18 protein-coding genes are annotated in these 24,867 nt (G+C 67.5%); 7 read left to right on the top strand and 11 right to left on the bottom strand.

Annotated elements, in window-relative coordinates; translation table 11 throughout:
- Positions 1-153: 153 nt before the first annotated feature.
- From gatB to gatC, 5 genes are all read right to left on the bottom strand, one after another.
- Positions 154-1,614 (bottom strand): Asp-tRNA(Asn)/Glu-tRNA(Gln) amidotransferase subunit GatB, encoded by a 1,461-nt coding sequence (gene gatB / locus AC07XB_RS07420; protein ID WP_492376565.1) that lies wholly within the window; start codon positions 1,612-1,614, stop codon positions 154-156.
- Between the two features lie 77 nt (positions 1,615-1,691).
- A complete protein-coding gene (locus tag AC07XB_RS07415; RefSeq protein ID WP_492809321.1) occupies positions 1,692-2,642 on the bottom strand; it encodes a dienelactone hydrolase family protein in 951 nt (316 codons plus the stop codon).
- Entirely contained in the window at positions 2,639-3,106 is a 468-nt protein-coding gene (locus tag AC07XB_RS07410; RefSeq protein ID WP_492376563.1) for a hypothetical protein, read from the bottom strand. The genes AC07XB_RS07415 and AC07XB_RS07410 overlap by 4 nt, the downstream gene beginning before the upstream one ends.
- Positions 3,103-4,608 (bottom strand): Asp-tRNA(Asn)/Glu-tRNA(Gln) amidotransferase subunit GatA, encoded by a 1,506-nt coding sequence (gatA, locus tag AC07XB_RS07405; RefSeq protein ID WP_253932840.1) that lies wholly within the window; start codon positions 4,606-4,608, stop codon positions 3,103-3,105. The genes AC07XB_RS07410 and gatA overlap by 4 nt, the downstream gene beginning before the upstream one ends.
- A gap of 95 nt (positions 4,609-4,703) precedes the next feature.
- Positions 4,704-5,003 carry an Asp-tRNA(Asn)/Glu-tRNA(Gln) amidotransferase subunit GatC gene (gatC, locus tag AC07XB_RS07400; RefSeq protein ID WP_492831523.1) on the bottom strand — a complete coding sequence of 100 codons (300 nt, stop codon included), beginning with the start codon at positions 5,001-5,003 and terminating at the stop codon, positions 4,704-4,706.
- A 652-nt stretch (positions 5,004-5,655) separates the two neighbouring features.
- Here gatC and AC07XB_RS07395 point away from each other — a divergent pair.
- The 6 genes from AC07XB_RS07395 to AC07XB_RS07370 all read left to right on the top strand — a co-directional run bounded on the left by AC07XB_RS07395 (position 5,656) and on the right by AC07XB_RS07370 (position 12,871).
- Positions 5,656-6,699, top strand: a complete 1,044-nt coding sequence (locus AC07XB_RS07395; RefSeq protein ID WP_035859663.1) for a rod shape-determining protein — start codon at positions 5,656-5,658, stop codon at positions 6,697-6,699.
- A gap of 202 nt (positions 6,700-6,901) precedes the next feature.
- On the top strand, positions 6,902-7,966 hold the full coding sequence (gene mreC, locus AC07XB_RS07390) for a rod shape-determining protein MreC (RefSeq protein ID WP_492831522.1): 1,065 nt from the start codon (positions 6,902-6,904) through the stop codon (positions 7,964-7,966).
- Positions 7,963-8,475 carry a rod shape-determining protein MreD gene (mreD, locus tag AC07XB_RS07385; RefSeq protein ID WP_150992634.1) on the top strand — a complete coding sequence of 171 codons (513 nt, stop codon included), beginning with the start codon at positions 7,963-7,965 and terminating at the stop codon, positions 8,473-8,475. Before mreC ends, mreD begins: the two co-directional genes overlap by 4 nt.
- Before the next feature lie 72 nt (positions 8,476-8,547).
- Positions 8,548-10,866 carry a penicillin-binding protein 2 gene (gene mrdA / locus AC07XB_RS07380; protein ID WP_492831521.1) on the top strand — a complete coding sequence of 773 codons (2,319 nt, stop codon included), beginning with the start codon at positions 8,548-8,550 and terminating at the stop codon, positions 10,864-10,866.
- A 12-nt stretch (positions 10,867-10,878) separates the two neighbouring features.
- On the top strand, positions 10,879-12,021 hold the full coding sequence (gene rodA, locus AC07XB_RS07375; protein WP_492376560.1) for a rod shape-determining protein RodA: 1,143 nt from the start codon (positions 10,879-10,881) through the stop codon (positions 12,019-12,021).
- Positions 12,022-12,103: 82 nt separating this feature from the next.
- The gene (locus tag AC07XB_RS07370) at positions 12,104-12,871 is read left to right on the top strand and encodes a ParA family protein (protein WP_492376559.1); all 768 of its coding nucleotides are present in this window, start codon (positions 12,104-12,106) and stop codon (positions 12,869-12,871) included.
- 953 nt (positions 12,872-13,824) lie between these two features.
- Here the strand turns inward: AC07XB_RS07370 and AC07XB_RS07365 are convergent.
- The 6 genes from AC07XB_RS07365 to AC07XB_RS07340 all read right to left on the bottom strand — a co-directional run bounded on the left by AC07XB_RS07365 (position 13,825) and on the right by AC07XB_RS07340 (position 23,570).
- On the bottom strand, positions 13,825-14,763 hold the full coding sequence (locus AC07XB_RS07365) for an alpha-E domain-containing protein (RefSeq protein ID WP_492387268.1): 939 nt from the start codon (positions 14,761-14,763) through the stop codon (positions 13,825-13,827).
- 78 nt (positions 14,764-14,841) lie between these two features.
- Positions 14,842-15,768: a transglutaminase family protein gene (locus tag AC07XB_RS07360; RefSeq protein ID WP_492831524.1), complete on the bottom strand. Its 927-nt coding sequence runs from the start codon at positions 15,766-15,768 to the stop codon at positions 14,842-14,844.
- A gap of 20 nt (positions 15,769-15,788) precedes the next feature.
- Positions 15,789-18,443 (bottom strand): circularly permuted type 2 ATP-grasp protein, encoded by a 2,655-nt coding sequence (locus tag AC07XB_RS07355; RefSeq protein ID WP_492376276.1) that lies wholly within the window; start codon positions 18,441-18,443, stop codon positions 15,789-15,791.
- A 26-nt stretch (positions 18,444-18,469) separates the two neighbouring features.
- Positions 18,470-22,012, bottom strand: a complete 3,543-nt coding sequence (locus AC07XB_RS07350) for a transglutaminase family protein (protein ID WP_416050160.1) — start codon at positions 22,010-22,012, stop codon at positions 18,470-18,472.
- A 131-nt stretch (positions 22,013-22,143) separates the two neighbouring features.
- Entirely contained in the window at positions 22,144-22,890 is a 747-nt protein-coding gene (locus AC07XB_RS07345; RefSeq protein ID WP_492376274.1) for a tetratricopeptide repeat protein, read from the bottom strand.
- 92 nt (positions 22,891-22,982) lie between these two features.
- Positions 22,983-23,570, bottom strand: coding sequence for a MarR family winged helix-turn-helix transcriptional regulator (locus tag AC07XB_RS07340; protein ID WP_492376273.1), 588 nt, complete (start codon positions 23,568-23,570; stop codon positions 22,983-22,985).
- A 283-nt stretch (positions 23,571-23,853) separates the two neighbouring features.
- Between AC07XB_RS07340 and AC07XB_RS07335 the strand changes: the two genes are divergently transcribed.
- Positions 23,854-24,801: a Bug family tripartite tricarboxylate transporter substrate binding protein gene (locus tag AC07XB_RS07335; RefSeq protein WP_492376278.1), complete on the top strand. Its 948-nt coding sequence runs from the start codon at positions 23,854-23,856 to the stop codon at positions 24,799-24,801.
- Positions 24,802-24,867 lie beyond the last annotated feature (66 nt).

Genomic DNA, 24,867 nt, shown 5'->3' with positions numbered 1-24,867 from the left:
TCTCGTTAGTCTTCTTTGCCGACGCAAAGAAGAGTGACCGGCAGCCCCCGCAGGGGGATGTCGTACGGCTTTTGGGTGCAAGAGCCAACACCGCTCAAAGAAAAAGCGAAAGCCCCCCAAAAGCCACTACCCCCCCTACACCCCCTCCCCCCCTTACGCCCCCAACTTCCTCTTCAGCAACTCATTCACCTGAGCAGGATTCCCCTTGCCCTTGGTGGCCTTCATGGCCTGCCCCACCAGCGCGTTGAACGCCTTCTCCTTGCCAGCACGGAACTCCTCCACCGACTTCGCATTGGCAGCCAGCACGTCGTCGATGATCTTTTCCAGCTCGCCCGAGTCGGACATCTGCTTGAGGCCCTTGGCCGCGATGATGGCGTCGGCGTCGGCACCTTCTTCGCCTGCCCACATGGCCGGGAAGACATCCTTCTTGGCCGTGTTGTTGGACACCGTGCCATCGGCAATGCGCACCAGCAGCTTGGCCAGCTGGGCCGGCTTGACCGGGGCGGCTTCCAGCGCGATGCCTTCGCGGTTGAGCAGCGACGACACGTCGCCCATCAGCCAGTTGGCAGCCGGCTTGGCATTGGCCGCGCCAGCTTCAGCGACCACCGCCTCGAAATAGTTCGCGAGCGACTTGGAGGCGGTCAGCACGCTGGCGTCGTAGGCGGACAGGCCGTATTGCGACACCAGGCGCGCTTGCATGGCCACCGGCAGCTCCGGCAGCTCGGACTTCACGCGCGCGATCCAGGCGGCGTCGATCTCCAGCGGCAGCAGGTCGGGGTCGGGGAAGTAGCGGTAATCGTGCGCGTCTTCCTTGGTGCGCATGGCGCGCGTCTCGCCGGTGTCCGGGTCGAATAGCACGGTGGCCTGCTGGATTTCGCGGCCATCCTCGATCTCGGCGATCTGCCACTGGACTTCGTAGTCGATGGCCTGCTGCAGGAAGCGGAACGAGTTCAGGTTCTTGATCTCGCGGCGCGTGCCCAGCTTGGGACTGCCATAGGGGCGCACCGACACGTTGGCGTCGCAGCGGAAGCTGCCTTCCTGCATGTTGCCGTCGCAGATGCCCAACCACATCACCAGCGCGTGCAGGGCCTTGGCGTAGGCCACGGCCTCGGCCGAGCTGCGCATGTCGGGCTCGGTGACGATCTCCAGCAGCGGCGTGCCGGCGCGGTTCAGGTCGATGCCGGTCATGCCGGCGAAATCTTCGTGCAGCGACTTGCCGGCGTCTTCCTCGAGGTGGGCGCGCGTGAGCTGCACGGTCTTTTCGTAGGTTTCGCCCTTCTTGCCTTCGACCTGGATGCTGATGCTGCCGCCCTGCACCACCGGCAGCTCGTACTGGCTGATCTGGTAGCCCTTGGGCAGGTCGGGGTAGAAGTAATTCTTGCGCGCGAAGATGCTGCGCGGCGCGATGGTGGCGCCGATCGCCAGGCCGAACTGGATGGCGCGCTCGACCGCGCCGCGGTTAAGCACCGGCAACACGCCGGGCAGCGCCAGATCAACCGGCGAGGCTTGCGTGTTCGGCGCCGCGCCGAAGGCGGTGGAGGTACCGGAAAAAATCTTGGAGGCCGTCGACAACTGCGTGTGCGTCTCGAGGCCGATCACCACTTCCCATTGCATGGCGGTATTCCTGTTCGTGTGCTGTATGTGTTGCTACTTGTTTGCTACGTGTGGCTATGTATGGCTACGGTGTTCTTTCACGGATTCGGGCTGGCCAGCCATGAATCCAGTTGCGCCAGCGCCGCATCGCGCGAGATCGGGTCGCCGCCCACGGTCACGCCCTGGCCGTGACGCGAGCCGTTAGGCACATCGCGCCGCACCCGCAGCGGCTCGGTGCCATCAAAGCCGTGATACGCGCCGGGGTAGATCTCCAGGCGAAAACGCGCATCCGGCTGGCGCGCCGCGACCGCCTCGCGCAGCATGGCGCAGCGGGTGGCGGGGGTCCAGTCGTCGGCGCCGCCGGTCAGCAGCAGCAGGGGCGTGCGCAGGCGGTACTCATGCCGCTGCACCGCGCTCTTGCAGCCAGGGTAAAAAGCCACGGCGCGCTCGATCGCCGGTGCGCCCGCCGGCCAGTCGCGGCTGGCGTCGATGGCACTGAGCACCGCCTGCGCGCCGTTGGACCAGCCCAGCAGCACGATATGCGCGGTGTCCACGCCGGGCTGCTGGGCGAGCCACTGTAACGCCGCCAGCACATCGCCGCGCCGCGTGGCGTCGTCGATGTCGCGGCTGTCCATGCGTTCGGTGCAGATGCCATCCGGTTTGCCGCGCGGGCCGAAACTGTCGGGCAGCAGCACCGCGTAGCCGCGCGCGGTCAGCCACTGCACGTACTCGCGGTAACGGCTCTGGAGCGCTGCCGCATCCGCGCCGCCACTGCGGTGCAGCCCGCCGCAGCCGTGCAGCGCAATCACCACGCGTACGGCCGGGACCGGGGCCGCGGCGCTGCGCTGCGGCACGAACCAGTAGCCGCTGAGCGGCTGGCCGCCGTCGGCGCCCGGGAAACGCACCGTCTGCGCCGCCGGCATGGAAGCCTGCGCCAGCACGGCGTGGCTTGCCAGCAGCAAGGCGCATGCGCCCAGGCTGAAGAAGGCCTTCAGGCGAGCGGCGATGCAACCGTGGGCGGCTCGGGACATGGCGTTGAGCGGGTTCATCGGGTCTGCGCGCAACCGCCGCCGCCAGGCTCGAACATCACCGGCCAGGCTTCTTCGTAGATGCCCGGCGAGCAACGCGCCTCGCAATTGGCGTGCGCGAGCGTGACCCGGCGCGGATCCTGCCAGATCATCAGCTTGCAGGCGCTGCCGTCGTTGGCGCGCAGCTCGATATGCGGCTTCTTCTGGGTCTGGCGGAATTCGGCCAGGTTGAAGCTGCACGAGCCGCGCTTACCCACCCACAGCTTCCATGACAACTGCTGCACGGTGTTGTCCGTCACGCGCACCTGCGCATCCTCGCGAAAGCCGTCTTCCTCGGTGCGGCGGCAATCGCCGGCGAGGTCGATGTCGCGGCTGGCAATCGGCGGGGGCTTGCCGCCAAAGCGCGGCAGCGGGATGCAGGCCGCCAATGCAGCGGCCAGCCCGATGCCGAGCACGATGCGGGACAGCCAGCGCGCTGCGATCATGCCTGCGCGGGCCGGCGCAGGTGCCAGTCCGTTGCCTGCTGGAAGGCGTGCGCCGTTTGCAGCAGCTCGGCCTCGCCAAAGTAGTTGCCGATCAACTGCAGGCCAACCGGCATGCCACCCTCGCCCAGCCCGCAGGGCACGCTCATGCCGGGCAGGCCGGCCAGGCTGGTCGACAGCGTGAAGATGTCGGCCAGGTACATCTGCACCGGGTCCGCGCTCTTCTCGCCGAGCTTCCACGCCACCGTGGGTGCCACCGGGCCCATGATCACGTCGCACTGGGTGAAGGCGCGCTGGAAATCGTCAGCGATGATGCGGCGGATCTTTTGTGCTTGCAGGTAATAGGCGTCGTAGTAGCCGTGCGACAGCACGTAGGCGCCCACCATGATGCGGCGCTTGACCTCGGGGCCGAAGCCTTCGGCGCGGGTCTTCTTGTACATGTCCATCAGGTCGCGGTACTCGGCGGCGCGATGGCCAAAGCGCACGCCGTCAAAGCGCGACAGGTTGGACGATGCCTCGGCCGGCGCGATCACGTAGTACACGGGGATCGACAGCTCGGTCTTGGGCAGCGACACCTCGACCAGCGTGGCGCCCAGCTTTTCGTACTCGGCAAGCGCCGCGCGCACGGCTTGCTCCACGTCCGCTGCCAGGCCCTTGCCGAAATATTCCTTCGGCAGGCCGATGCGCAGCCCTGACAGCGGCTTGCCGGCGCTGGCGCCCACCCGCGCCTGGCCCAGCAGGCGGGTGTAGTCCTCGTCGACGCCGCCCAGGGCGGGCGCAACGCTGGTGGAGTCGCGCTCGTCGAAGCCGGCCATGCCGCCCAGCAGCATGGCGCAATCCTCGGCGGTATGCGCCATCGGGCCGCCCTGGTCGAGCGAGGAGGCGAAGGCGATCATGCCGTAGCGCGACACGCGCCCATAGGTAGGCTTGATGCCGGTGATGCCGGAGAACGAGGCCGGCTGGCGGATCGAGCCGCCGGTGTCGGTGCCGGTGGCGGCAGGCGCCAGGCCGGCGGCCACGGCGGCCGCAGACCCGCCCGAGGAGCCACCCGGCACGCGGCTGGCGTCCCAGGGGTTCCTGACCGGGCCGAAGTGCGAGTTCTCGTTGGACGAGCCCATCGCGAACTCGTCCATATTGGTCTTGCCCAGCGTGACCATGCCAGCGGCGGCGAGGCGCTCGACCACGGCCGCGTCGAACGGGCTTTCGTAGTTGGCCAGCATGCGCGAGCCCGCCGTGGCGCGCCAGCCACGGGTGACGAACACGTCCTTGTGGGCGATCGGCACGCCGGTCAGCGGGCCGGCTTCGCCGCGCGCGCGGCGCGCGTCGGCGGCGCGGGCCTGCGCCAGGGTGAGTTCGGGGTTGACGTCGACAAAGGCGTTGAGCGCACCCGCCTGCTCGATGCGGGCCAGGTAATCGCGCGCCAGTTCTTCGGCGGAGACGGAGCGTGCCGCCAGCGCGTCGGAAAGCTCGCGCAGGGAGGTCACGGAAGTTGCGGAAAAGGGCATGTCGGTCGGTTTGGCTTGGCAGGTGATGGCTGCCGGCGCAGCCTGGAGGCGGCGCGGCGCAGCCGCTGGGTCGAGGGCCGGGGTGCGTCTGACCTTTATTCGATGACCTTGGGCACCAGGTAGAGGCCGCCATCGGTGGCCGGGGCGGGACGCTGGTAGTCCTCGCGGCGGCTGGGCTCGGTGACCACGTCGTCGCGCAGCCGCTGCGACATCTCGCGCACCGCGGACAGCGGGTGGGCCAGCGGCACGATGCCGGTGGTGTCGACCGCCTGCATCTGTTCGACCAGGGAGAAGAATTGATTGAGCTGCACAAGCGTCTGCCCGGCCTCGGCATCGTTGATTTCGATGCGGGCAAGGTGGGCGATGCGCTTGACGTCGGATAGGTCGAGAGCCATGGCTTGGGGTCGGTGCGAAAGGCGATGCGGGCGCGGCCGGGGCGGGCCGGGCAAGTGCTGCCGGGAGCGCCCGGGAATCGTCAAAGTTACAGGTTTTTTCGAGGAAGAAGCCCCCGAAACAGGGGGAATTATAAGGTATCATTGCGCGTTGCCATCCTTTGGCCGCGCCTTCGTCACATTGGTGCAAAACCGCCTCCTCCGGAGCATTTCGAGACACTCCGGCGAGACACTCCGGCGGGACACCCCGGCGGCGCACTCCGGCACCCGGGCCAGCCAGCACTGGCCGCGTGGCCCGACCGGCCCGCGCCGGCGCAGGCTTGAAGGCCCCCAAGGGATGACAGACAGGTTCCTCCGATTAGGCCGCCCCCGCCAGCAATTAATTTGTAATTGCAGCGCCGTTCCACCGAACTTTCGCGCGTGGTCTAATCAAAGGTTCCCGTAGAGGCTGCTTTCGCCACCTGGCAAAGCGGCCTTGGCTGGCGGCCCTGGCCCTGGCAGTTCGCAGCGGATGACAACGCGGACTGGCAACGGCGCCGGCCCCACCGGACGACCGGGGGCCTTAATACTACCCGTCGCTATGAATATCGTGGCTGGCCCCGCAGCGGCGCCGGCCACTTCGCATACTCGCGAACCACCAGAAACAGGATTCCTGATGTTCGGATTTCTCCGCAGCTACTTCTCCAACGATCTCGCGATCGACCTCGGCACCGCCAACACCCTGATCTATATGCGTGACAAGGGCATCGTCCTTGACGAGCCGTCCGTGGTCGCCATCCGCCAGGAAGGCGGACCCAACGCCAAGAAGACGATCCAGGCAGTGGGCAAGGAAGCCAAGCAGATGCTGGGCAAGGTGCCGGGCAACATCGAAGCGATCCGCCCGATGAAAGACGGCGTGATCGCCGACTTCACGGTCACCGAGCAGATGCTCAAGCAGTTCATCAAGATGGTGCACGACACCAAGCTGCTGCGCCCCTCGCCGCGCATCATCATCTGCGTGCCCTGCGGCTCGACCCAGGTCGAGCGCCGCGCCATCCGCGAATCGGCGCTGGGCGCCGGCGCCAGCCAGGTGTACCTGATCGAGGAGCCGATGTCGGCCGCGATCGGCGCCGGCCTGCCCGTGTCGGAGCCGTCGGGCTCGATGGTGGTGGATATCGGCGGCGGCACCACCGAGGTGGGCATCATCTCGCTGGGCGGCATGGTCTACAAGGGCTCGGTGCGCGTGGGTGGCGACAAGTTCGACGAAGCCATCGTCAACTACATCCGCCGCAACTATGGCATGCTGATCGGCGAGCAGACCGCCGAAGCCATCAAGAAGGCCATCGGTTCGGCTTTCCCCGGCTCAGAAGTCCGCGAAATGGAAGTCAAGGGCCGCAACCTGTCCGAAGGCATCCCGCGTGCCTTCACGGTGTCGTCCAACGAAATCCTGGAAGCCCTGACCGATCCGCTCAACCAGATCGTGTCGGCCGTCAAGATCGCGCTGGAACAAACCCCGCCGGAACTCGGCGCGGACATCGCCGAGCGCGGCATGATGTTGACCGGCGGCGGCGCGCTGCTGCGCGACCTGGATCGCCTGCTGGCCGAGGAAACCGGCCTGCCGGTGCTGGTCGCCGAAGACCCGCTGACCTGCGTGGTGCGCGGCTCCGGCATGGCGCTCGAGCGCATGGACAAGCTCGGCAGCATCTTTTCTTACGAATAAAGCGTAAGCAGAGGATTCGCACGTGGCGCGACGCGGCCTGCCGGACTACCTGGTCGAGGCAGCGCCTTGCCGCGCTACCCTCCCGACCCCGCCAGTCCCCGTGCACCACACCGCGCCGCGACGCCCCAGCCACTCCGGCTGGCGTGCCGCGGCGCGGTCGTGCCTGTGGCACCGGGGGACCTTTCTGCCAGCGCACGGGTAAATGGATTACACTCCGCCGCCGCTCTTCAAGCAGGGCACTTCCGCCGTTGCGCGCCTCGTCTTCTATGTGACGATCGCGCTGGCGCTGCTCATCGTTGATGCGCGCTTTGACGCCCTGCGCGTGGTGCGCCAGGTTGCCGCCACCGTGCTGATGCCGGTGGAGCGCGCGGTGCTGGTGCCGCGCGACGCGCTGCGCGCCACCTTCGACTACGCCCAGTCATCCGCCACCCTCGCCAGCGAGAACCGCGAGATCAAGCGCCGCATGGTGACCGAGGCCGAGGGTTCGGTGCGCCAGTCCCAGCTCGAGGCCGAGAACAACCAGCTGCGCAAGCTGCTTGGCCTGGTACAGCAGTCGGCCACGCCGGTGACGGCGGCCGAGATCCTGTACGACGCCCGCGACCCTTACAGCCAGCGCATCGTGATCGACCGCGGCAGCCAGCATGGCCTGCGCGCGGGCTACCCCGTGATCGACGAACGCGGCGTGATCGGCCAGGTCACGCGGGTTTCGCCGTTCCAGTCGGAGGTCACGCTGCTGACCGACAAGGAACAGGCCATTCCCGTGCAGGTAGTGCGCAACGGCTTGCGTAGCGTGGCCTTTGGCGGCGCCCGCGCCGGCCTGCTCGACCTGCGCTTCATGGCCGCCTCGGCCGACCTGCAGCAGGGCGACCTGCTGGTGACCTCCGGCCTGGACGGCACCTACCCGCCAGGCCTGCCGGTGGCCAAGATCGTCCAGATCGAGCGCAAGGCCGATACCGCCTTCTCGCGCGTGTACTGCGAACCGGTGGCCGGCGTGCGTTCGCACCGCCAGTTGCTGGTGATCCGCTACGAAGCGCAGTTGCCGCCGCGCGAGTCCATCGACGGCCCACGCGACGCCAAGGAAGCGCGAAGCGTCAGGGCGAACCGCCCGGGCGTGCGGGATGCCGAACGCTCAGGAGAGCGGCCGGCCGACAAGCCCGCCGACAAACCCGCAGTAAAGCCCGCTGACAAGCCCGCTGACAAGCCCGCTGACAAGCCGGCGCAAAGGCCGGCCGACAAGCCCGCCCCGGCCAAGGAGCCCAAGCGTTGACCAATCCCCAATACCTGCTGCGCCCGGTCAACCCCGCGTTTATCGCGCTGAGTTTCGTGCTGGCCTTCCTGTTCAACCTGATGCCCTGGGGCACCACGCTGTGGGTGCCCGACATGGTGGCGCTGGTGCTGGTGTTCTGGAACATCCACCAGCCGCGCAAGGTCGGCATGGGTGTGGCCTTCGCGCTCGGCCTGCTGATGGACGTGCATGACGCGCGCCTGCTGGGCGAGCACGCCATGGCCTACTCGCTGCTGGCGTACTTCGCCATCACCATCCATCGCCGCGTGCTGTGGTTCACGGTCTATACCCAGGCGCTGCACGTGCTGCCGCTCCTGTTCATCGCCCACGCTGTGCCGGTGCTGATCCGCCTGGCCATGGGCGCGCCGCTGCCCGGCTGGCAATTGCTGCTGGCGCCGGGCATCGAAGCGCTGCTGTGGCCGCTGGCCACCGGCATGCTGCTGGCGCCGCAGCGCCGCAGCGCCGACGTGGACGAAACCCGGCCAATCTGACGCTTTACCCCAACCGAAGTCCCGCCGTGCCCCCTTGGGGGGCGCGGCAAACCGCAAGGCTGACGCAGTACCATGACCGAAATACGCAATGTCGAACAGGAGCTCGGCCGCTTCCGCATCCGCGTAGCGGCGGCGGGCCTGTTTGCCGTGATCTGCTTCGGCCTGCTGTTCAGCCGTTTCCTGTGGCTGCAGTGGTACAAGCATGACCAGTACTCGGCCAAGGCCGAGGACAACCGCATCTCGGTGGCGCCGATCGAGCCCAACCGCGGCATCATCATGGACCGCAACGGCGTGGTGCTGGCGCGCAACTATTCCGCCTACACGCTGGAAATCACCCCGTCCAAGCTGTCCGACACGCTCGACAACACCATCGAGGAACTGGCCCAGCTGATCGACATCCAGCCGCGCGACCGCCGCCGCTTCAAGCGCCTGATGGAGGAGTCGCGCAGCTTCGAAAGCCTGCCGATCCGCAGCCAGCTCACCGATGAGGAAGTGGCGCGCTTCTCCGCCCAGCGCTTCCGCTTTCCCGGTGTGGACGTGCGCGCCCGGCTGTTCCGCCAGTACCCGATGGGCGAGTCCGCCTCGCACGTGATCGGCTACCTGGGCCGCATCTCGCAGCGCGACCAGGAACGCATCGAGGCCATGGACGAGGCCAACAGCGCCGAAGGCGCCAAATACGATCCGCGCAAGGACGCCGACAACTACAAGGGCTCCAACTACATCGGCAAGATCGGCATCGAGCAAAGCTACGAGACCGAGCTGCACGGCCTGACCGGTTTCGAGGAAGTGGAAGTGAGCGCGGGCGGACGGCCCATCCGCACGCTGTCCACCTCCCCCGCCACGCCCGGCAACAACCTGATCCTGTCGCTCGACATCCGCCTGCAGCAACTGGCCGAGGCGCTGTTTGGCGACAAGCGCGGCGCGCTGGTGGCAATCGAGCCGGCCACAGGCGACATCCTGGCCTTTGTCTCCAAGCCGACCTACGACCCCAACCTGTTCGTCGAAGGCATCGACACCAATACCTGGAACGAGCTCAACGGCTCGCCCGACAAGCCGCTCCTGAACCGCCCGCTGCGCGGCACCTACCCGCCCGGCTCCACCTACAAGCCGTTCATGGCGCTGGCGGCACTCACCACCGGCAAGCGCACCGCGGCCTGGGGCTTCCACGATCCGGGCTCGTTCACGCTCGGCAACCATACCTTCCGCGACGACAAGCCGGGCGGCCACGGCTGGGTGGACATGAACGCCTCCATCATTCAGTCGTGTGACACCTATTACTACATGCTGGCGCGCGACATGGGCGTCAACGGCATCCACGACTTCATGAAGCCGCTGGGCTTCGGCCAGATCACCGGCATCGACATCGAAGGCGAGAGCCGCGGCATCCTGCCCTCCACCGACTGGAAACGCCGCGCCTACCGCAAGCCCGAGCAGCAGAAATGGTATGACGGCGAAACCATCTCGCTGGGGATCGGCCAGGGCTACAACAGTTTCACCATCCTGCAGCTGGCCAACGCCACCTCCATCCTGGTCAACAACGGCATCGCCATGAAGCCCCACCTGGTCAAAGCGGTGGAGGATTCGGTCAGCCGCGAGCGCGAGCTCACCGTGCCCAAGGAAAGCTACCGCCTGCCGCTCAAGCAGTCGGATATCGACGTGATCAAGCGCGCCATGGTCGGCGTGACGCACTCGGGCACCGCCGCCCGCGCGTTCGCCGGCGCCGCCTATGAGTCCGCCGGCAAGACCGGGACGGCGCAGACCTTCACCATGGGCAAGAACGAGAAGTACAACCACCACGCGCTGGACGAGCGCAAGCGCGACCACGCGCTCTATACCGCGTTCGCTCCCGCCGACAACCCGAAGATCGCGCTGGCGATGATCGTGGAAAACGCCGGCTTCGGCGGTGCCGTGGCCGCGCCGATCGCACGCAAGGTGATGGATTACTATTTGACGGGCAAGTGGCCGGAAGAACTGGCGAACATCGCCCCGCCCGCGTCCGAACGCGCCGGCGGCAAGCCGCCCGTGGATACGCCCAGCGTGTTTACCACCGGCCACACCGCCAGCATCGCCAGCGCCACCGTCATGGGCGCGAGCGAAGCCGCCGCCACCAGCGAAGGCGCCAGCGTGCCGGCGGCGCGGGTGGCAGCCCGCGCCGGCGCCTCCGCCACGGCCGCCTCTGCCGTGGTGGCGCCGGTGATCGACCCCGCCGCCATCCCGCCCGCCTCGGCGGTGCAGACGCTGGACCAGCGCATGGCGCAGGCCCTCGGCCACAGCCGCCCGGCGCCGCCCCCCGCTCCGGGCGCCTCGCCAGTCATGGCGCCCGCCAGTTCGAAACCCCGCGCCAAACCGGCAACCGCGCCCGCCGCGGCCGGCGGCAACGCTTCACGCTGAAGGAGACGCGCCATGGATCGCCGCCGCGTCCTATCGTTCATCAAGACGGCCCTGACCGGCTTTGACAAGCCACTCGCGCTCATCGTCTTCCTGCTGTTCGCCACCGGCATCGTGGCGCTCTACTCCGCTGCGATCGACATGCCCGGCCGGGTCGAGGACCAGTTGCGCAACATCCTGCTGTCCTACCTTGTGATGTGGGTCATCGCTTACCTGCCAACCCAGACGCTGATGCGGGTGGCGGTGCCGCTCTATACGATCGGCGTGGCCCTGCTGGTGGCGGTGGCCATGTTCGGCCTGATCCGCAAGGGCGCGCGGCGCTGGCTCTACGTCGGCATGGTGATCCAGCCCTCCGAGATCATGAAGATCGCCATGCCGCTGATGCTGGCGTGGTACTTCCAGAAGCGGGAGGGCTCGATCAGGTGGTTCGACTTTGTGCTGGCGCTGGTGCTGCTCGGCGTGCCCGTGGGCCTGATCGCCAAGCAGCCCGACCTCGGCACCGGCCTGCTGGTGATGGCCGCCGGCCTCTACGTGATCTATTTCGCCGGCCTGTCGTGGAAGATCATCCTGCCGCTGCTCGCCATCGCGGTGGTCGCCATCACCGCGCTGGTCAGCTTCGAGCACGATATCTGCGCCCCCGGCGTGAACTGGCCGATCCTGCACGACTACCAGCAACACCGCATCTGCACGCTGCTGGACCCCACCACCGACCCGCTCGGCAAGGGCTTCCACACCATCCAGTCCATCATCGCCATCGGCTCCGGCGGGGTGTTCGGCAAAGGCTGGCTCAAGGGCACGCAGACGCACCTCGAGTTCATCCCCGAGAAGCACACCGACTTCATCTTCGCGGTGTTCTCCGAAGAGTTCGGACTGATCGGCAACGCCGTGCTGCTAGTGCTCTACCTGCTGCTGATCTTCCGCGGGCTGTACATCGCGGCCAACGCGCCGACGCTGTTCTCGCGGCTGCTGGCGGGATCGATCACACTGATCTTCTTCACCTATGCCTTTGTGAACATGGGCATGGTGAGCGGCATCCTGCCCGTGGTGGGCGTGCCGTTGCCGCTGCTGAGCTACGGGGGAACGGCGCTGGTGACGCTGGGCATGGGCATCGGGATCCTGATGAGTATCTCGCGGCAAAAGCGGCTGATACAAACATAGCCTGGCGTGCGATTTGGCCGCTGAAATGACACCTTGCTAAGGTATCCTCTCTCCTTTGGAACGTTCACCTCCAAGGGCTCAAATGCGGCGCGTCGTATTCAATCAGAAAGGCGGAGTCGGTAAGTCGACCATCGTCTGCAACCTGGCGGCCATCAGTGCCAGCGAAGGCCTGCGCACCCTGGTCATCGACCTCGATGCGCAAGGCAACTCCAGCCAGTACCTGCTCGGCGCGCACGCTGCCGAGGCCACCCCGACGGTGGCCGACTTCTTCGAGACCGCGCTCACATACAGCTTCAAGCCGCTGGATGTCACCGCGTTCATCCACGCCACGCCGTTCGAAAACCTCGATGTGATGCCTGCCCATCCCGAGCTCGATACGCTGCACGGCAAGCTCGAATCCCGCTACAAGATCTACAAGCTGCGCGACGCGCTGATCGAGCTGGAAGACGCGTACGACGCCATCTACATCGACACCCCGCCCGCGCTGAACTTCTACACCCGCTCCGCGCTGATTGCCGTCCAGCGCTGCCTGATTCCCTTTGACTGCGACGACTTCTCCCGCCGCGCGCTCTACACGCTGCTCGACAACGTGAAAGAGATCCAGCACGACCACAACGCGGACCTGGAAGTCGAAGGGATCGTGATCAACCAGTTCCAGCCGCGCGCCACCTTGCCGGTGCAACTGGTGGAGGAACTGGTCGGCGAAGGGTTGCCGGTGTTGAATTCACGGTTGTCGTCGTCCGTGAAGATCCGGGAGTCGCATCAGCATGCGATGCCGATGATTCACCTGGATCCGAGGCATAAGTTGGCGTTGGAGTATTTGGCGTTGCATCGGGAGTTGGTGGGGTAGCTTTTTTGCTGCGGCGTTGGCCTTTGGACCCAAGGGCCATACGACATCGCCCTGCGGGGTTGGTCGCTGTTTCTTTGAGCGGCGATGGCTTTTGGACCCAACAGCCGTACGACATCCCCCTGCGGGGGCTGCCGGTCACTCTTCTTTGCGTCGGCAAAGAAGACTAACGAGAAGAAAGCCGACCCTGCCGGGCGCAGAGCAATCGCGGGTGCGAGGGACGCTGGTTTCGTCGTATGGCCTCAGTTCTGCGGGCATCTGCCGGTACCGGTTTGAAGGGCCACGACGCTGCCGATTTCCGGGATGCGTGGTGCGGCCCCCGGTAGTGGAGTCTGTGCCCATTCGCCAATCTGCCGTTACCGGCGCGCGCCATCACGATACATCGCCTACCAATGGTTTCGTGGTGGGGCGGGCGCGGTGGTCAAGGTCTCGGGCTAATCAAGGCGGTGCCACCGCGCCCACGACGGAACCGGTGCGCTTGCAACTTCGTGGCCAGCCACGCCGCGAGCGACAGACGGTTTGAAGCAAGTGATGTCTGCTACCGGGGGCCTCACCACACTCACGGCGCTCGTCCTCCGAGACAAAACCACGAAACCAGCCACGCCCGAAACGGCGCAGCCCCTCGCACCGCGAACGGCAGATCTGGGAATGGTCACCGCAAGCGAGGTCAGGGGCTGCACGACGTAACCCATGGGTCATGCAAGTGCGATGACCTTCGAGCCGATAGGATCCGCCAGCCAACACTCTGGGCCGTACGACGAAACCACCGACGCCAACAAGCCTGATTGCTCTGCCCCCGGCAGGGTCGGCTTTCTTCTCGTTAGTCTTCTTTGCCGACGCAAAGAAGAGTGACCGGCAGCCCCCGCAGGGGGATGTCGTATGGCCCTTGGGTCCAAAAACCATCACCGCTCAAATAAACAGCGAAAGCCCCCCAAAAGCCACTACCCCCTTACCCCCTACCCCCCCACCCCCTTCATCAAAAAATCCCGACTAACCCCACCCCCAAGCTCATGGATCCTGCGAAGAAAATCGCTAAGCCACCCATGAATCCCGACAGAAAAAATATCCTCGATCCGAGTGAATTTAAGCTCGGCATGCAGTTTCCCCGCCCGCCGCTCCGTCTCCACTGACTGCCCATTGCGCACCTGCGCCAGCAACGAAACCACCTCCCGCAAACTGGCCGCCAGCGACCGCGGCATATCCGGATGTACGATCAGCAACTCGGCCACGCGCTCCGGCGTGACCACCGAGCGATAGACCTTGCGATACATCTCCAGCCCCGACACGGAGCGCAATACCGCGGCCCACTGGTAGAAATCGTCTTGCTGCAGGCCGAGGTCGGTGGCCTGGAACTTGACGTCGAGAATGCGCGCGGTGTTGTCGGCGCGCTCCAGGAAGGTGCCCAGCCGCATGAAACAGTAGGCTTCGTCCTTGAGCATGGTGCCGGCTTCCACACCACGCGTTAAGTGGGAGCGGAACTTGACCCACTCGAAGAACTGCGCCGGATCTTGGCGCAGGATGCCGTCGGCAACCATCTGCTGGACATCGAGCCAGGTGGTGTTGATGGTCTCCCACAGCGGCGTGGTGAGTGCGCCGCGCACGGCGCGGGCGTTTTCGCGGGCGGCGCGCAGGCAGGACATGATCGACGCCGGGTGGCTCAGGTCGCGCACCATGAAATCGATCACTTCCTCGTGCACGACCGCGCCGTGGTGCGCGGCGAATACCGGCGTGAGCTCCGTCACGTCGAGCATCGCCAGCCAGCCTTGCTGTGCCACCTCGGGTGATTGCGGCAGCATCGAAGCCTGGTAGTTGACGTCGAGCATGCGGGCGGTGTTTTCCGCGCGCTCGGTGTAGCGGGCCATCCAGAACAGGTGGTCGGCGGTGCGGCTTAGCATGATGATTCCCCCTTTTCTCGGCAAACCCAGGCTACTGACAAGCAATTGGCTTGCCAGCCGCTGACCGCGGCGCGGTGCCTACTCGACCGGCAGCACGCTGACCTCCACTTCCACATCGTGCGCGCCGCCGCCCACGATGACGCCGCGCAGCAGCGAGACATCGCTATAGTCGCGCCCGAACGCCAGCGTGACGTGGCTGGTGTCGGCCAGCACGTCGTTGGTGGGATCGAGGTCGACCCAGCCGGCCAGCGGGCAGTACACCGACAGCCACGCATGGGAAGCGTCGGCGCCGATCAGCCTGGGCTGGCCGGGTGGCGGCTCGGTGCACAGGTAGCCGCTGACGTAGCGCGCCGCGAGGCCGAGCGAGCGCAGGCAGCCGATCATGACCTGGGCGAAATCCTGGCACACGCCGCTGCGCAGGCCGAAGGCTTGCAGCGCCGGGGTATCGACCTCGGTGGCCGTGGTCTGGTATTCGAAGTCGGCGTGCACGCGATGCATCAGGTCGATGGCGCCGGCCACCACGGGCACGCCGGGCGCGAAGCTGGCGAGCGCGTAGGCCTTGAGATCGGGATGCAGCGCCACGTTGGGCGAGGCGAAGCAGAACTCGCTTTCCGGCAGGAAGGGCTGCCCGGCGCGAAAGCGCAGCGCGGCGACGGCCGTCTCCCACGGCATGCTGGCGGCGGGGTCGAGCGACGCCCAGCGCGGCGTGACGCTGACTGTGCTCTCGCAGGCGAGCTGCATATAGTCGTGCGGCACGTCGATGGTGAAGTACAGCACGTTGTTGCCGAAGGCGTCGATGTCCGCATGCTGGTGCGACGGCGGCGGCTCGATCTGCGTGCTGTGCGCGTGCACCGCCTGCCATGGGCAGGTCACCGGAAACACCACGGCGCGCTGCTGGGCGTTCTCCACCGGCGCGGAGTAATCGTAGATGGTTTTGTGATGAATCGTCAGCACGGAGGCCACGCCTTCTGGCGCGGGCTCGGCAACGTCTTGCGCCTGGCTCATCGTCGCATTCATGGTTGCGCTCATGGTTGCGCCCCGACGCGGGTGCCGGCCATGCCGGCATGGCTGAAGTAGCGCGCACTGATTTCGTCCGAGAGCTGCACCATCATGTCAGTCAGTTGCTCGCACAGTTGCACCAGATTGGTGTATTTCCCGTCGGCGCCGCGCTGGCATAGTGCTTCCCAGCCGGGCAGCGTCTCCACGGTGGGCAGCCATTGCGGCAGCGGCACGCGCCCTGTGCCGGCCGGGCTGGCCGGCGGCGAGATCTGGCCGAGCTTGACGCGCAGCCGCGCCAGCAAGCCGTAGAGCCCGCGCGGGTTGGTCGGCTCGATCACCAGCTGGTCGACCAGCGCGGGCACATCGGAGCGGCCCGGGTACAGCGCGCGGAAGGTCAGCGTGCTGTCGAACAGGTGCAGCAGCAAATCGAAGCAGGTCCGGTGCAGCAGCGCGCCGTTGTGCGCAAACACCCGCAGGAACGTCGAGAGCGTGGCCACGCGCTCGATATGGCGGCCGATAAACAGCAGGCGCCAGGCTTCGTCGCGGGTCATGCGGTCGCCCTGCGCGCCACTGATGGCGGCGAGCTGCATGGAGAGGTGATCCAGCGCCGCCAGCACGCGCGGACGGTCGTAGATGCCCGCGTCGCCGCCACCGCCGGGACTCCCCGCGCAGGCCGCCTCCATGGCATCGCCGAAATCGTTGCGCGCGGCCAGGATGGTGCGCCAGTGATCGTTGGACAGCCGGTTGCGGATTTCGGTGGCGGCGTGCACGTGGCTGGCCAGGTTCTGGCCCACGCTGGTCCAGCCGGCGCTTTGCGCCAGCGCGGACACCAGGCTGCGCTCGAACACACGCAGCGAGGCGCGCGGCTGCGGCGCGCCGGTCGGCAGCAGGCCGCAGGCGAGCACCAGTTCGCCGATCACGTCGAGCGCGCTGTCGTCGCGGTCGTCGCTGCTTTCGATCGAGCCCAGCACCAGGCGGCACAGGCGTACGTTGTTTTCCGCGCGCTCGGCATAGCGGCCGGCCCAGAACAGGTTCTCGGCGGCGCGGCTGGACACCGCCAGCGGCTTGGCCGCCGGCCCGCGCGCCGCGCCGGCCATGGGGAACTGCAGCGGCGTGGCGCCCGGCTGCGCCGGCTGGCTCGACAGCACCCAGGTGTCGACGCTGGAGCCGCCGAGCTGCATCGATACCGCCGGCTGCCCCTCGCCCGCAAGCCGGGTGAAGCCGCCGGGCATCACCTGCCAGCCGCCCCGCCCGTCGGCAATGGCATAGACCCGCAGCATGGCAGCGCGCGAGCCGATATGCGGCCCTTCCCAGCGTGGTGCGTGCGACAGCGGCAGGTCGGCCTGGATGGTGAACAGATCCGGCACCTGCTCGATGCGCTCGCGCCAGTCCGCCAGGCGCTGCAGCCCGCGCTCCATGCCCAGGCGCGGGCCTTCCCACGGCTGCGCCATGCCGCGCGGGTAGGTTGGCATCAGGAAGGCTTCGGTGAATTCCCCGAGCGCCTCCTCACGCGCCGTGGCCTCGCCGCACCACCAGCTGGGCACGCCCGGCAGCAGCAATTCCTCGCCCAGCAGCGCGCGGGAAATGGCCGGCAGGAAGCCGTGGATGGCCGGCGTCTCCAGGAAGCCCGAGCCGGGCGCGTTGGACACCAGCACATTGCCCGCGCGCATCGCCTGCAGCAGCCCGGGCACGCCGAGCGTGGAATCCTGGCGCAGCTCGACCGGATCGCAATAGGCGTCGTCCAGGCGGCGCAACACCACATCGACGCGCTCCAGCCCGGCCAGCGTCTTCAGGTACACCACGTCGTTGCGCACCGTCAGGTCCTTGCCCTCGACCAGCGTGATGCCGAGGTAGCGGGCCAGGAAGGTGTGCTCGAAATAGGTTTCGTTGTAGGGCCCCGGGGTGAGCAGCACGATGTGCTTGCTGACCGAGGCGGCGGCGCCCGCCGCGGATTCCGGCGCGGGTGGCTGCGCCGCGGGCTGCTGCGCCAGCGTGGCCACCAGCTGCGAGAACGCGGCGGGCAGGCGCCGCACGCGCAGCTCGCGAAAGGCATCGGCGAACAGGCTGGAGATGATGAGGCGGTTCTCCAGCGCGTAGCCCATGCCGGAAGGCGTCTCCGTGCGGTGGGCCATCACCGTCCAGCCGCCCTCCAAGGTATGCGCGAGGTCCACCGCGACGATGTGCAGGAAGTTGCCGCCCGGCGGCTGGTAGCCCTTGAGCGGGCGCAGGTAGCCGGGATGGCCAAAGACCAGGCCGGCCGGCAGCAACCCCTTGGACAGCAATGCCTGCGGCCCGTAAATGTCGGCCACCATGGCGTTGGCCAGCTCAGCGCGCTGCGCCACGCCGCGCTCGATCCGCTGCCAGTCTTCCTCGCTCACCAGGAAGGGCAGCAGGTCCAGCGCCCAGGCGCGCGCACCGGCCTTGTCCGTGTTGTCGGCGTAGACGTTGTAGGTCACGCCGTTGTCGCGGATCTGGCGCGCCATGGCGGCAGCCTGCTGGTCAAGGCCGTCGATCCCTTCCTCGCCCAGTATCTGGAAAAAGCGCGCCCAGGGCTCGCGCAACCCGTCCCCGCATGCCCCCAGTTCATCAAGGTGCCCGGGCGGCACCGGCCGCGCGCGGTGCATCACCGCGTCGACGGCAGGGGCGGTTTCATCAAAAGGCAGGGACGGCTGAAGAGACACGGGGCGCGGCTTTGGGGGCTGCCGGATCAGCGTTGTCGCAAATCCAGCGTGAACGGAAACTCGAGGCTGCGCCGGGGCGGTTCCACGCGCATCACGCCCGGCGTGTGGCCAAGCGTGAAGAAGCGTGTCAGGCGCCGGCTCTCAGCCTCGTACGCATTAACCGGGAAGGTCTCATAGCTACGCCCGCCCGGATGCGAAACATGATACTGGCATCCACCGATGCTGCGCCCCATCCATGTGTCGACAACGTCGAAAGTCAGCGGCGCATGCGAGGCAATGGTGGGGTGCAGCGCAGACGGCGGCGCCCAGGCGCGGTAGCGCACCCCGGCCACGAACTCGCCGACGCGCCCGGTGGGCTGCAGCGGTACCGCGCGGCCATTGACGGTGACCACATGGCGGCTGTCGTTCATGCCCAGCACGCGCACCTCGATGCGCTCGAGCGACGAATCCACATAGCGCACGGTGCCACCGGCACTGCCCTCCTCGCCCATCACATGCCAGGGTTCGAGCGCGGTGCGCAACGTCAGCGACAGGCCGCCGGCCGCGAGCTCGCCCACGCGCGGGAAGCGGAACTCGAAGTGCGGCGCGAACCAGGCGTTGTCGAACGCGAAGCCGGCTTCGCGCATCTCGGTGAGCACGTCCTCGAAGTCCATCTGCACGAAGGTGCCGAGCAGGAAACGGTCGTGGAGCTCCGTGCCCCAGCGCGTGAGCCGCCCGCGATAAGGCTCGCGCCAGAAGCGGGCCACCAGCGCGCGCAGCAGCAACTGCTGCACCAGGCTCATGCGCGCATGCGGCGGCATCTCGAACGCGCGCAGCTCCAGCAGGCCGAGCCGGCCGGTGGGGCCGTCGGGCGAATAGAGCTTGTCGATGCAGAACTCGCTGCGGTGGGTGTTGCCGGTGACGTCGATGAGGATATTGCGCAGCGCACGGTCGACCAGCCACGGCGGCATGTGCGCGCCGACCCCACCCTCGGCGCCGCAGAGCCGGTCGAGCTGGTGCTGCAGCTCGGCAAAGGCGATCTCGAGCTCGTAGAGCTGGTCGTTGCGCGCCTCATCCACGCGCGGCGCCTGGCTGGTCGGGCCGATGAACATGCCCGAGAACAGGTAGGACAGCGAGGGATGGTTGTGCCAGTACGCAATCAGGCTGGACAGCACATCGGGGCGCCGCAGGAAGGGGCTGTCGGCCGGCGTGGCGCCGCCCAGCACGAAGTGGTTGCCGCCGCCGGTGCCGGTGTGGCGCCCGTCGAGCATGAACTTCTCGGTGCTGAGGTAGGTCTCGTGGGCGGCCTGGTAGAGGAATTCCGTATGGTCGACCAGTTCGTCCCAGTTGGCGGCCGGATGGATGTTGACCTCGATCACGCCGGGATCGGGCGTGACCTGCAGCAGCTTGAGGCGCACGTCGCGCGGCGGCGGGTAGCCTTCGAGCACGATCTTCACGCCCAGCCCGGCGGCGGTGGCTTCCACCGCCGCCAGCAGCTCCAGGTAGTCCTCCAGCACGGTCAGCGGCGGCATGAAGACGTAGAGCATGCCGCGCTTGTCGCCCGCGGCCGCTCTCTCGGCCTTGGGGCCGGCGGCGCGGCTGGGATGGCGCACTTCCACGCACAGCGCAGTACGCGTGATCCAGCCCGCGGATTCGCCGCGCTCGGGCACGCGCGCCAGGTCCGCGGCCAGGGCAGCGGGCGCGGCCGTGCCACCGATCGTGCCCGCCCCCGGCTTGGCCCCGGCAAGCTTGCCGGCACGCGCGGCCGCGGCCGAGCCGGGCGCGGGATAGGCCGCGGTGCTGGCACGGAACTCCGCCGCCTGGCCGGGCTCGGCGCCTTGGCCGGCAAGCCCGGGCAACTGCGCGCGCAGCTGCGCCCCGGTGGGCAGCGGCGAACGCGCCGCGAACGGGTCCTGGTCGAACTGCCACGGGTAGTCGGCCTCGCTGACCCAGGGCAGGGCATCCAGCGGCAGGCGGTAGCCCATCGGCGAATCGCCGGGCAGCAGGTACATGCGGTCGTCGCGGAAGAACCACGGCCCGCTGATCCAGCGGTGGGCGGCCAGCGCCGGGCCATCTTCCAGGCCGGTGCGGCGCAGCGGCAGCACGTAGCCGGTGGGCCGCGCCAGGCCGCCATCGAACACGCGGCGCAGGCGCATGCGCTCCATCTCATCGTCGAGCCGCGCCTCCAGCGGGTCGACGTTGACCGGCAGGCGGCGCTCGCGCCAGAGGTAGTACCAGGTGTCCTCATAGCCGGGCTGCACAAAGCCGGGGTTGAGCCCGAGGCGGTTGGCCAGGCTATCGAGGAAGCGGTGCGCGTCGGCCTCGGTATAGTCGGCCGGCTCGCGCTCATCGGCGAACAGCGACGGGTCCTGCCAGCAGGGCTGGCCGTCGGCGCGCCAGCAGATCGACAAGGCCCAGCGCGGCAATTGCTCGCCCGGGTACCACTTGCCCTGGCCAAAGTGCAGGAAGCCGCCCTTGCCATAGCGCGCGCGCAGTTTATGCACCAGTTCAGTGGCATAGGCGCGCTTGGTGGTGCCGAGCGCATCGGTGTTCCATTCCGCGCCGTCGCGATCCTTGACCGCGACAAAGGTCGGCTCGCCGCCCATGGTCAGGCGCACATCCTGTGCGTTGAGCTGGATATCGACCTCGGCGCCCACGGCCGCCACCGCCTGCCACTGCGCCTCGGTATAGGGCTTGGTCACGCGCGGCGATTCATAGATGCGGGTGATCGACATCTCGTGGTGGAAGGTCACCTCGCTCTTGTCGACCGCGCCGCTGACCGGCGCCGCGCTGCCCGGCTCGGGCGTGCATGCCACCGGGATATGGCCCTCGCCGGCCAGCAGGCCGGAGGTGGGGTCGAGCCCGATCCAGCCCGCGCCCGGCAGGTAGACCTCGCACCATGCGTGCAGGTCGGTGAAGTCCACGTCGGTGCCGCTGGGGCCGTCGATGGATTTCACGTCAGGCGCCAGTTGCAGCAGGTAGCCGGACACGAAGCGCGCGGCCAGCCCCAGGTGGCGCAGCGTCTGCACCAGCAGCCAGCCGGAATCCCGGCACGAGCCGGCGCCCGTCTCCAGCGTCTGCTCCGGCGTCTGCACGCCAGGTTCCATGCGGATCAGGTAGCGGATGTCCTCTTGCAGGCGCTGGTTCAGGGCCACCAGGAAATCGCTCGTGGTCTGCTTGTTGCGCGGAATGCTCTCCACGAAGGCGGCAAAGCGCGGCGTCAGCTCGCCCTTGACCATATAGGGCGCCAGCTCGTAAGCCAGGCCGGGCTCATAGGTGAAGGGAAAATTCTCCGCGTAGGGCTCGAGGAAGAAGTCGAACGGGTTGTAGACCGCCATCTCGACCACCAGGTCGACGGTGATCTTGAACTCGGTGGTCGGCTCGGGGATCACCAGCCGGGCGAGGTAGTTGGCGAACGGGTCCTGCTGCCAGTTCACGAAATGCTGCTCGGGCTCGATGCGCAGCGAATACGAAAGGATCGGCGTGCGGCAGTGCGGGGCAGGACGGAGCCTGACCACCTGCGGCGAAAGCTTCACGGGCCGGTCGTACCGGTAGTGGGTGACATGGTTCAGTGCGACGTGTGTTGCCACTAGTGCCTCCCATTGGCGCAGGTTTCGTGTGGTTCTCTCAAGCAAGAGTTGTACCGCCCCCGGCGGCGCACCCCAGATAGCGGCCGGCGGCGGCCGCCCTTGCATGGCAACATGCCCAGACTACCGCAGCATTACATGGCGCCAGCCTGTTTTGCCTTCAGTCCCTGCTCGATCAGCGAGCGCAGCTTGGCCAGCGCCCCGGGGTCGCCGTGCGCGGCGGCGCGGGCGTACCAGATCTTGGCCTGCTCGATGTCCTTCTCGACCACGCCGGGCTCGCCACGCTCGTAATAGCTGGCAACGATGTACTGGGCACCGCCGTCGCCCGCCGTGGCGGCGCGCGTGTACCACTCGAAGGCCTTGCCGTAGTCCCGCGCGATGCCCCGTCCGGTGAAGTAATTGGTCGCCAGTTCCACCTGGGCCTGCACATGGCCGCCTTCGGCCGCGCGGCGGTACCACTGGTTGGCGGACTCCAGCGAGCGCGGCACCAGCTCGCCGTGCTCGTACATCTCGCCAAAGGTGAACTGGGCCTGCGTCATGTCATTCTCGGCCGCGCGGTGCAGCCAGATCAGCGCCTCCTCCTGGCGCACCGGCGTGCCCTCGCCGCGCAGCAGCATCATGGCGTAGTTGTACTGCGCAAGCCGGTTGCCTTGCTGGGCCGCCTTGGCGAAATCCCGCAAGGCCGAATCGAAGGCGCCGGCGTCGTAGGCGGTCACCGCCTGGCGCGTGAGTTCCTGCGCCGGCGCCGGGGGCTGGCGCGCGGCCTGGGCGTGCTGGAAGGCGAACAGGCAGAGGGGAAGCAGCGCGGCAATGGCGGCGGCGCGCAATCGCGAAGGAAAGCGGGCAGGAAGGTAGGCAGGAAAGCGACGGACAAGCGGCATGGCAGGCTCCAGGCAGGGCACGCGCTGACTCCAAGTCTACAAGTGTAGGACTCCGAAGCCGACAGGTGCAGTCGGAAGCGGCCGGCCAAACCTTACGGTTGGCGCCACCAGTTCTGCGCCGGTTCCGCAGGCGCGGGTACGCTGCTAGGCAGCGCTTGCGCCTGCGCCAGCAGGGCCTCGGCCTGCGTGTGCAGCCTGGACAGGCAACGCGCCAGCACCCGCGCCTCCTCCGGATCCAGGCAGGCGGCCAGGCGGGCGTTGAAGGCCTGGGCCTGCGCAAAGGCAAGCTGGTAGACCGCCTCGCCCTGCTCGCTCAGGGCAAACGCCGCAGCCCGCTTGTCCTGCTCGCGCGTGGCGCGCTGCACCAGCCCGCGCGCCATCAGGGCGTGCACGGCGCGGCTTGCCAGCACCTTGTCCAGCCCGGCGCTTTGCGCCAGCTCCGTCAGGCGCGTGCCTGGCTGCTCGCCGAGAAAGGACAGCATGCGCCACTCACGCCGGCTCACCCCGGCTGCGGCGCGCAGGTGATGCCCGCTGGCTTGCAGGGCAACGCGGGTCAGGTGATAGAGGCGGTAATTGAGGAAGTCCGCCAGACGGGCGGGATGCCGCAGGGTTTCGCCGGCGTCCCGCCCCTGGTCCTCCTGGTCCTCCTGCGCCTGCTCGCCCGCCTGGCTGCCGTTCATGCCGCACCCGCAAATTTAGTTGATTTTGTCAATTATATGGCTGGGTGTTAGCGTCTGTGCCGCTGCCTAAGAACTGGCGGGCGCGTGCCAAGCGCATCCGCCGGGGTACGGCCGGGCAGCCATGCGCCCAGGAACGAAACGCGCACATCGATGCGCGAAATCCTTCTTTGGCGCCCGCGGGCCGTATCGATAAATTGGCCGGCTTCCCGCCGATGCCGAACCAACAGGAGAACCCGTGAAACCCGCCAAACTGCTGCGCGCGCTAGTCCCCACCCTCGCCACCATGACCGCACTGGCCGCCGTGTGCCTGGCCAGTGCGCCGGCCAGCGCCCAGAACGACCGCCCGCTGCGCATCCTGGTGGGCTATCCCGCCGGCGGCACCGCCGACCTGGCCGCCCGCCTCATCGGCGACAAGCTGCGCGAGGAACTCAAGCAAACCGTGGTCATCGAGAACAAGCCCGGCGCTGGCGGCCGCCTGGTCATGGACTATGCGCGCACCCTGCCCGCCGACGGCAACACGCTGGTGGTCGCCAACTCCGCGGTGATGACCATCGCCCCGCTGACCTACCGCAAGCTGAACTACGACATCCAGCGCGATTTCGTGCCGGTGGCACAAACCGCCAACTTCCAGCTGGCCCTGGCCACCGGCCCCGGCACGCCGGCCAAGACGCTGAAGGAGTACATCGAGTGGCTCAAGGCCAGCCCGGCCAAGAACAATTCCTACGCCTCGCCGGCGCTAGGCAGCATTCCTCACTTCTTTGGCTTGCTGATCGGCAAGCAGGTGGGCGTGGAGATGTTGCACGTGCCGTTCAACGGCTCGGCACCGTTGATGAATGCGCTGGTGGGCGGGCAGGTGCCGGCCTCGGTCGATACGCTCGCCGATCTCACCGAGATGCATCGCGCGGGCAAGATCCGCGTCCTGGCGAGCTCGGGGACGCAGCGCTCGGTGGCATTGCCGGATGTGCCCACGTTTACCGAGCTTGGCTACAAGGACATCGAGGGGCTTGGCCGCTACGGGTTCCTGGCGCCGGCCGGCGTGCCGAAGGCAACGATCGACCGGCTGAATGCGGCGATCGTGCATGCGGTGCAGTCGGCGGATCTGAAGGAGCGGTTCCTGAAGCTGGGGCTGGAGCCGCAAACCGGGAGCGCGGAGCAGTTCGGCAAGGTGCTGGCGGCGGATGCCGGACGGTGGGGACCAGTGGTCAAGGCCTCTGGCTATACCGGGGATTAAAAATACCCAGTCGTATTTCATCAAATTTATTCACTCCATGAATGTTATTTTCCACATGGATTGAAT

The organism is Cupriavidus sp. GW821-FHT02F09 (assembly GCF_059421605.1).
This window is presented reverse-complemented; position numbering and strand designations above follow the sequence as displayed.

Excerpts from the sequence above, each read along its gene's own strand:
- AC07XB_RS07415 (WP_492809321.1), bottom strand. The coding sequence starts at position 2,642 with ATGAACCCGCTCAACGCCATGTCCCGAGCCGCCCACGGTTGCATCGCC.
- gatA (WP_253932840.1), bottom strand. The coding sequence starts at position 4,608 with ATGCCCTTTTCCGCAACTTCCGTGACCTCCCTGCGCGAGCTTTCCGAC.
- AC07XB_RS07370 (WP_492376559.1), top strand. The coding sequence starts at position 12,104 with ATGCGGCGCGTCGTATTCAATCAGAAAGGCGGAGTCGGTAAGTCGACC.
- AC07XB_RS07365 (WP_492387268.1), bottom strand. The coding sequence starts at position 14,763 with ATGCTAAGCCGCACCGCCGACCACCTGTTCTGGATGGCCCGCTACACC.
- AC07XB_RS07335 (WP_492376278.1), top strand. The coding sequence starts at position 23,854 with ATGACCGCACTGGCCGCCGTGTGCCTGGCCAGTGCGCCGGCCAGCGCC.
- gatB (WP_492376565.1), bottom strand. The coding sequence starts at position 1,614 with ATGCAATGGGAAGTGGTGATCGGCCTCGAGACGCACACGCAGTTGTCG.
- AC07XB_RS07410 (WP_492376563.1), bottom strand. The coding sequence starts at position 3,106 with ATGATCGCAGCGCGCTGGCTGTCCCGCATCGTGCTCGGCATCGGGCTG.
- AC07XB_RS07395 (WP_035859663.1), top strand. The coding sequence starts at position 5,656 with ATGTTCGGATTTCTCCGCAGCTACTTCTCCAACGATCTCGCGATCGAC.
- gatC (WP_492831523.1), bottom strand. The coding sequence starts at position 5,003 with ATGGCTCTCGACCTATCCGACGTCAAGCGCATCGCCCACCTTGCCCGC.
- mreC (WP_492831522.1), top strand. The coding sequence starts at position 6,902 with ATGGATTACACTCCGCCGCCGCTCTTCAAGCAGGGCACTTCCGCCGTT.
- AC07XB_RS07340 (WP_492376273.1), bottom strand. The coding sequence starts at position 23,570 with ATGAACGGCAGCCAGGCGGGCGAGCAGGCGCAGGAGGACCAGGAGGAC.
- rodA (WP_492376560.1), top strand. The coding sequence starts at position 10,879 with ATGGATCGCCGCCGCGTCCTATCGTTCATCAAGACGGCCCTGACCGGC.
- mrdA (WP_492831521.1), top strand. The coding sequence starts at position 8,548 with ATGACCGAAATACGCAATGTCGAACAGGAGCTCGGCCGCTTCCGCATC.
- AC07XB_RS07360 (WP_492831524.1), bottom strand. The coding sequence starts at position 15,768 with ATGAGCCAGGCGCAAGACGTTGCCGAGCCCGCGCCAGAAGGCGTGGCC.
- AC07XB_RS07345 (WP_492376274.1), bottom strand. The coding sequence starts at position 22,890 with ATGCCGCTTGTCCGTCGCTTTCCTGCCTACCTTCCTGCCCGCTTTCCT.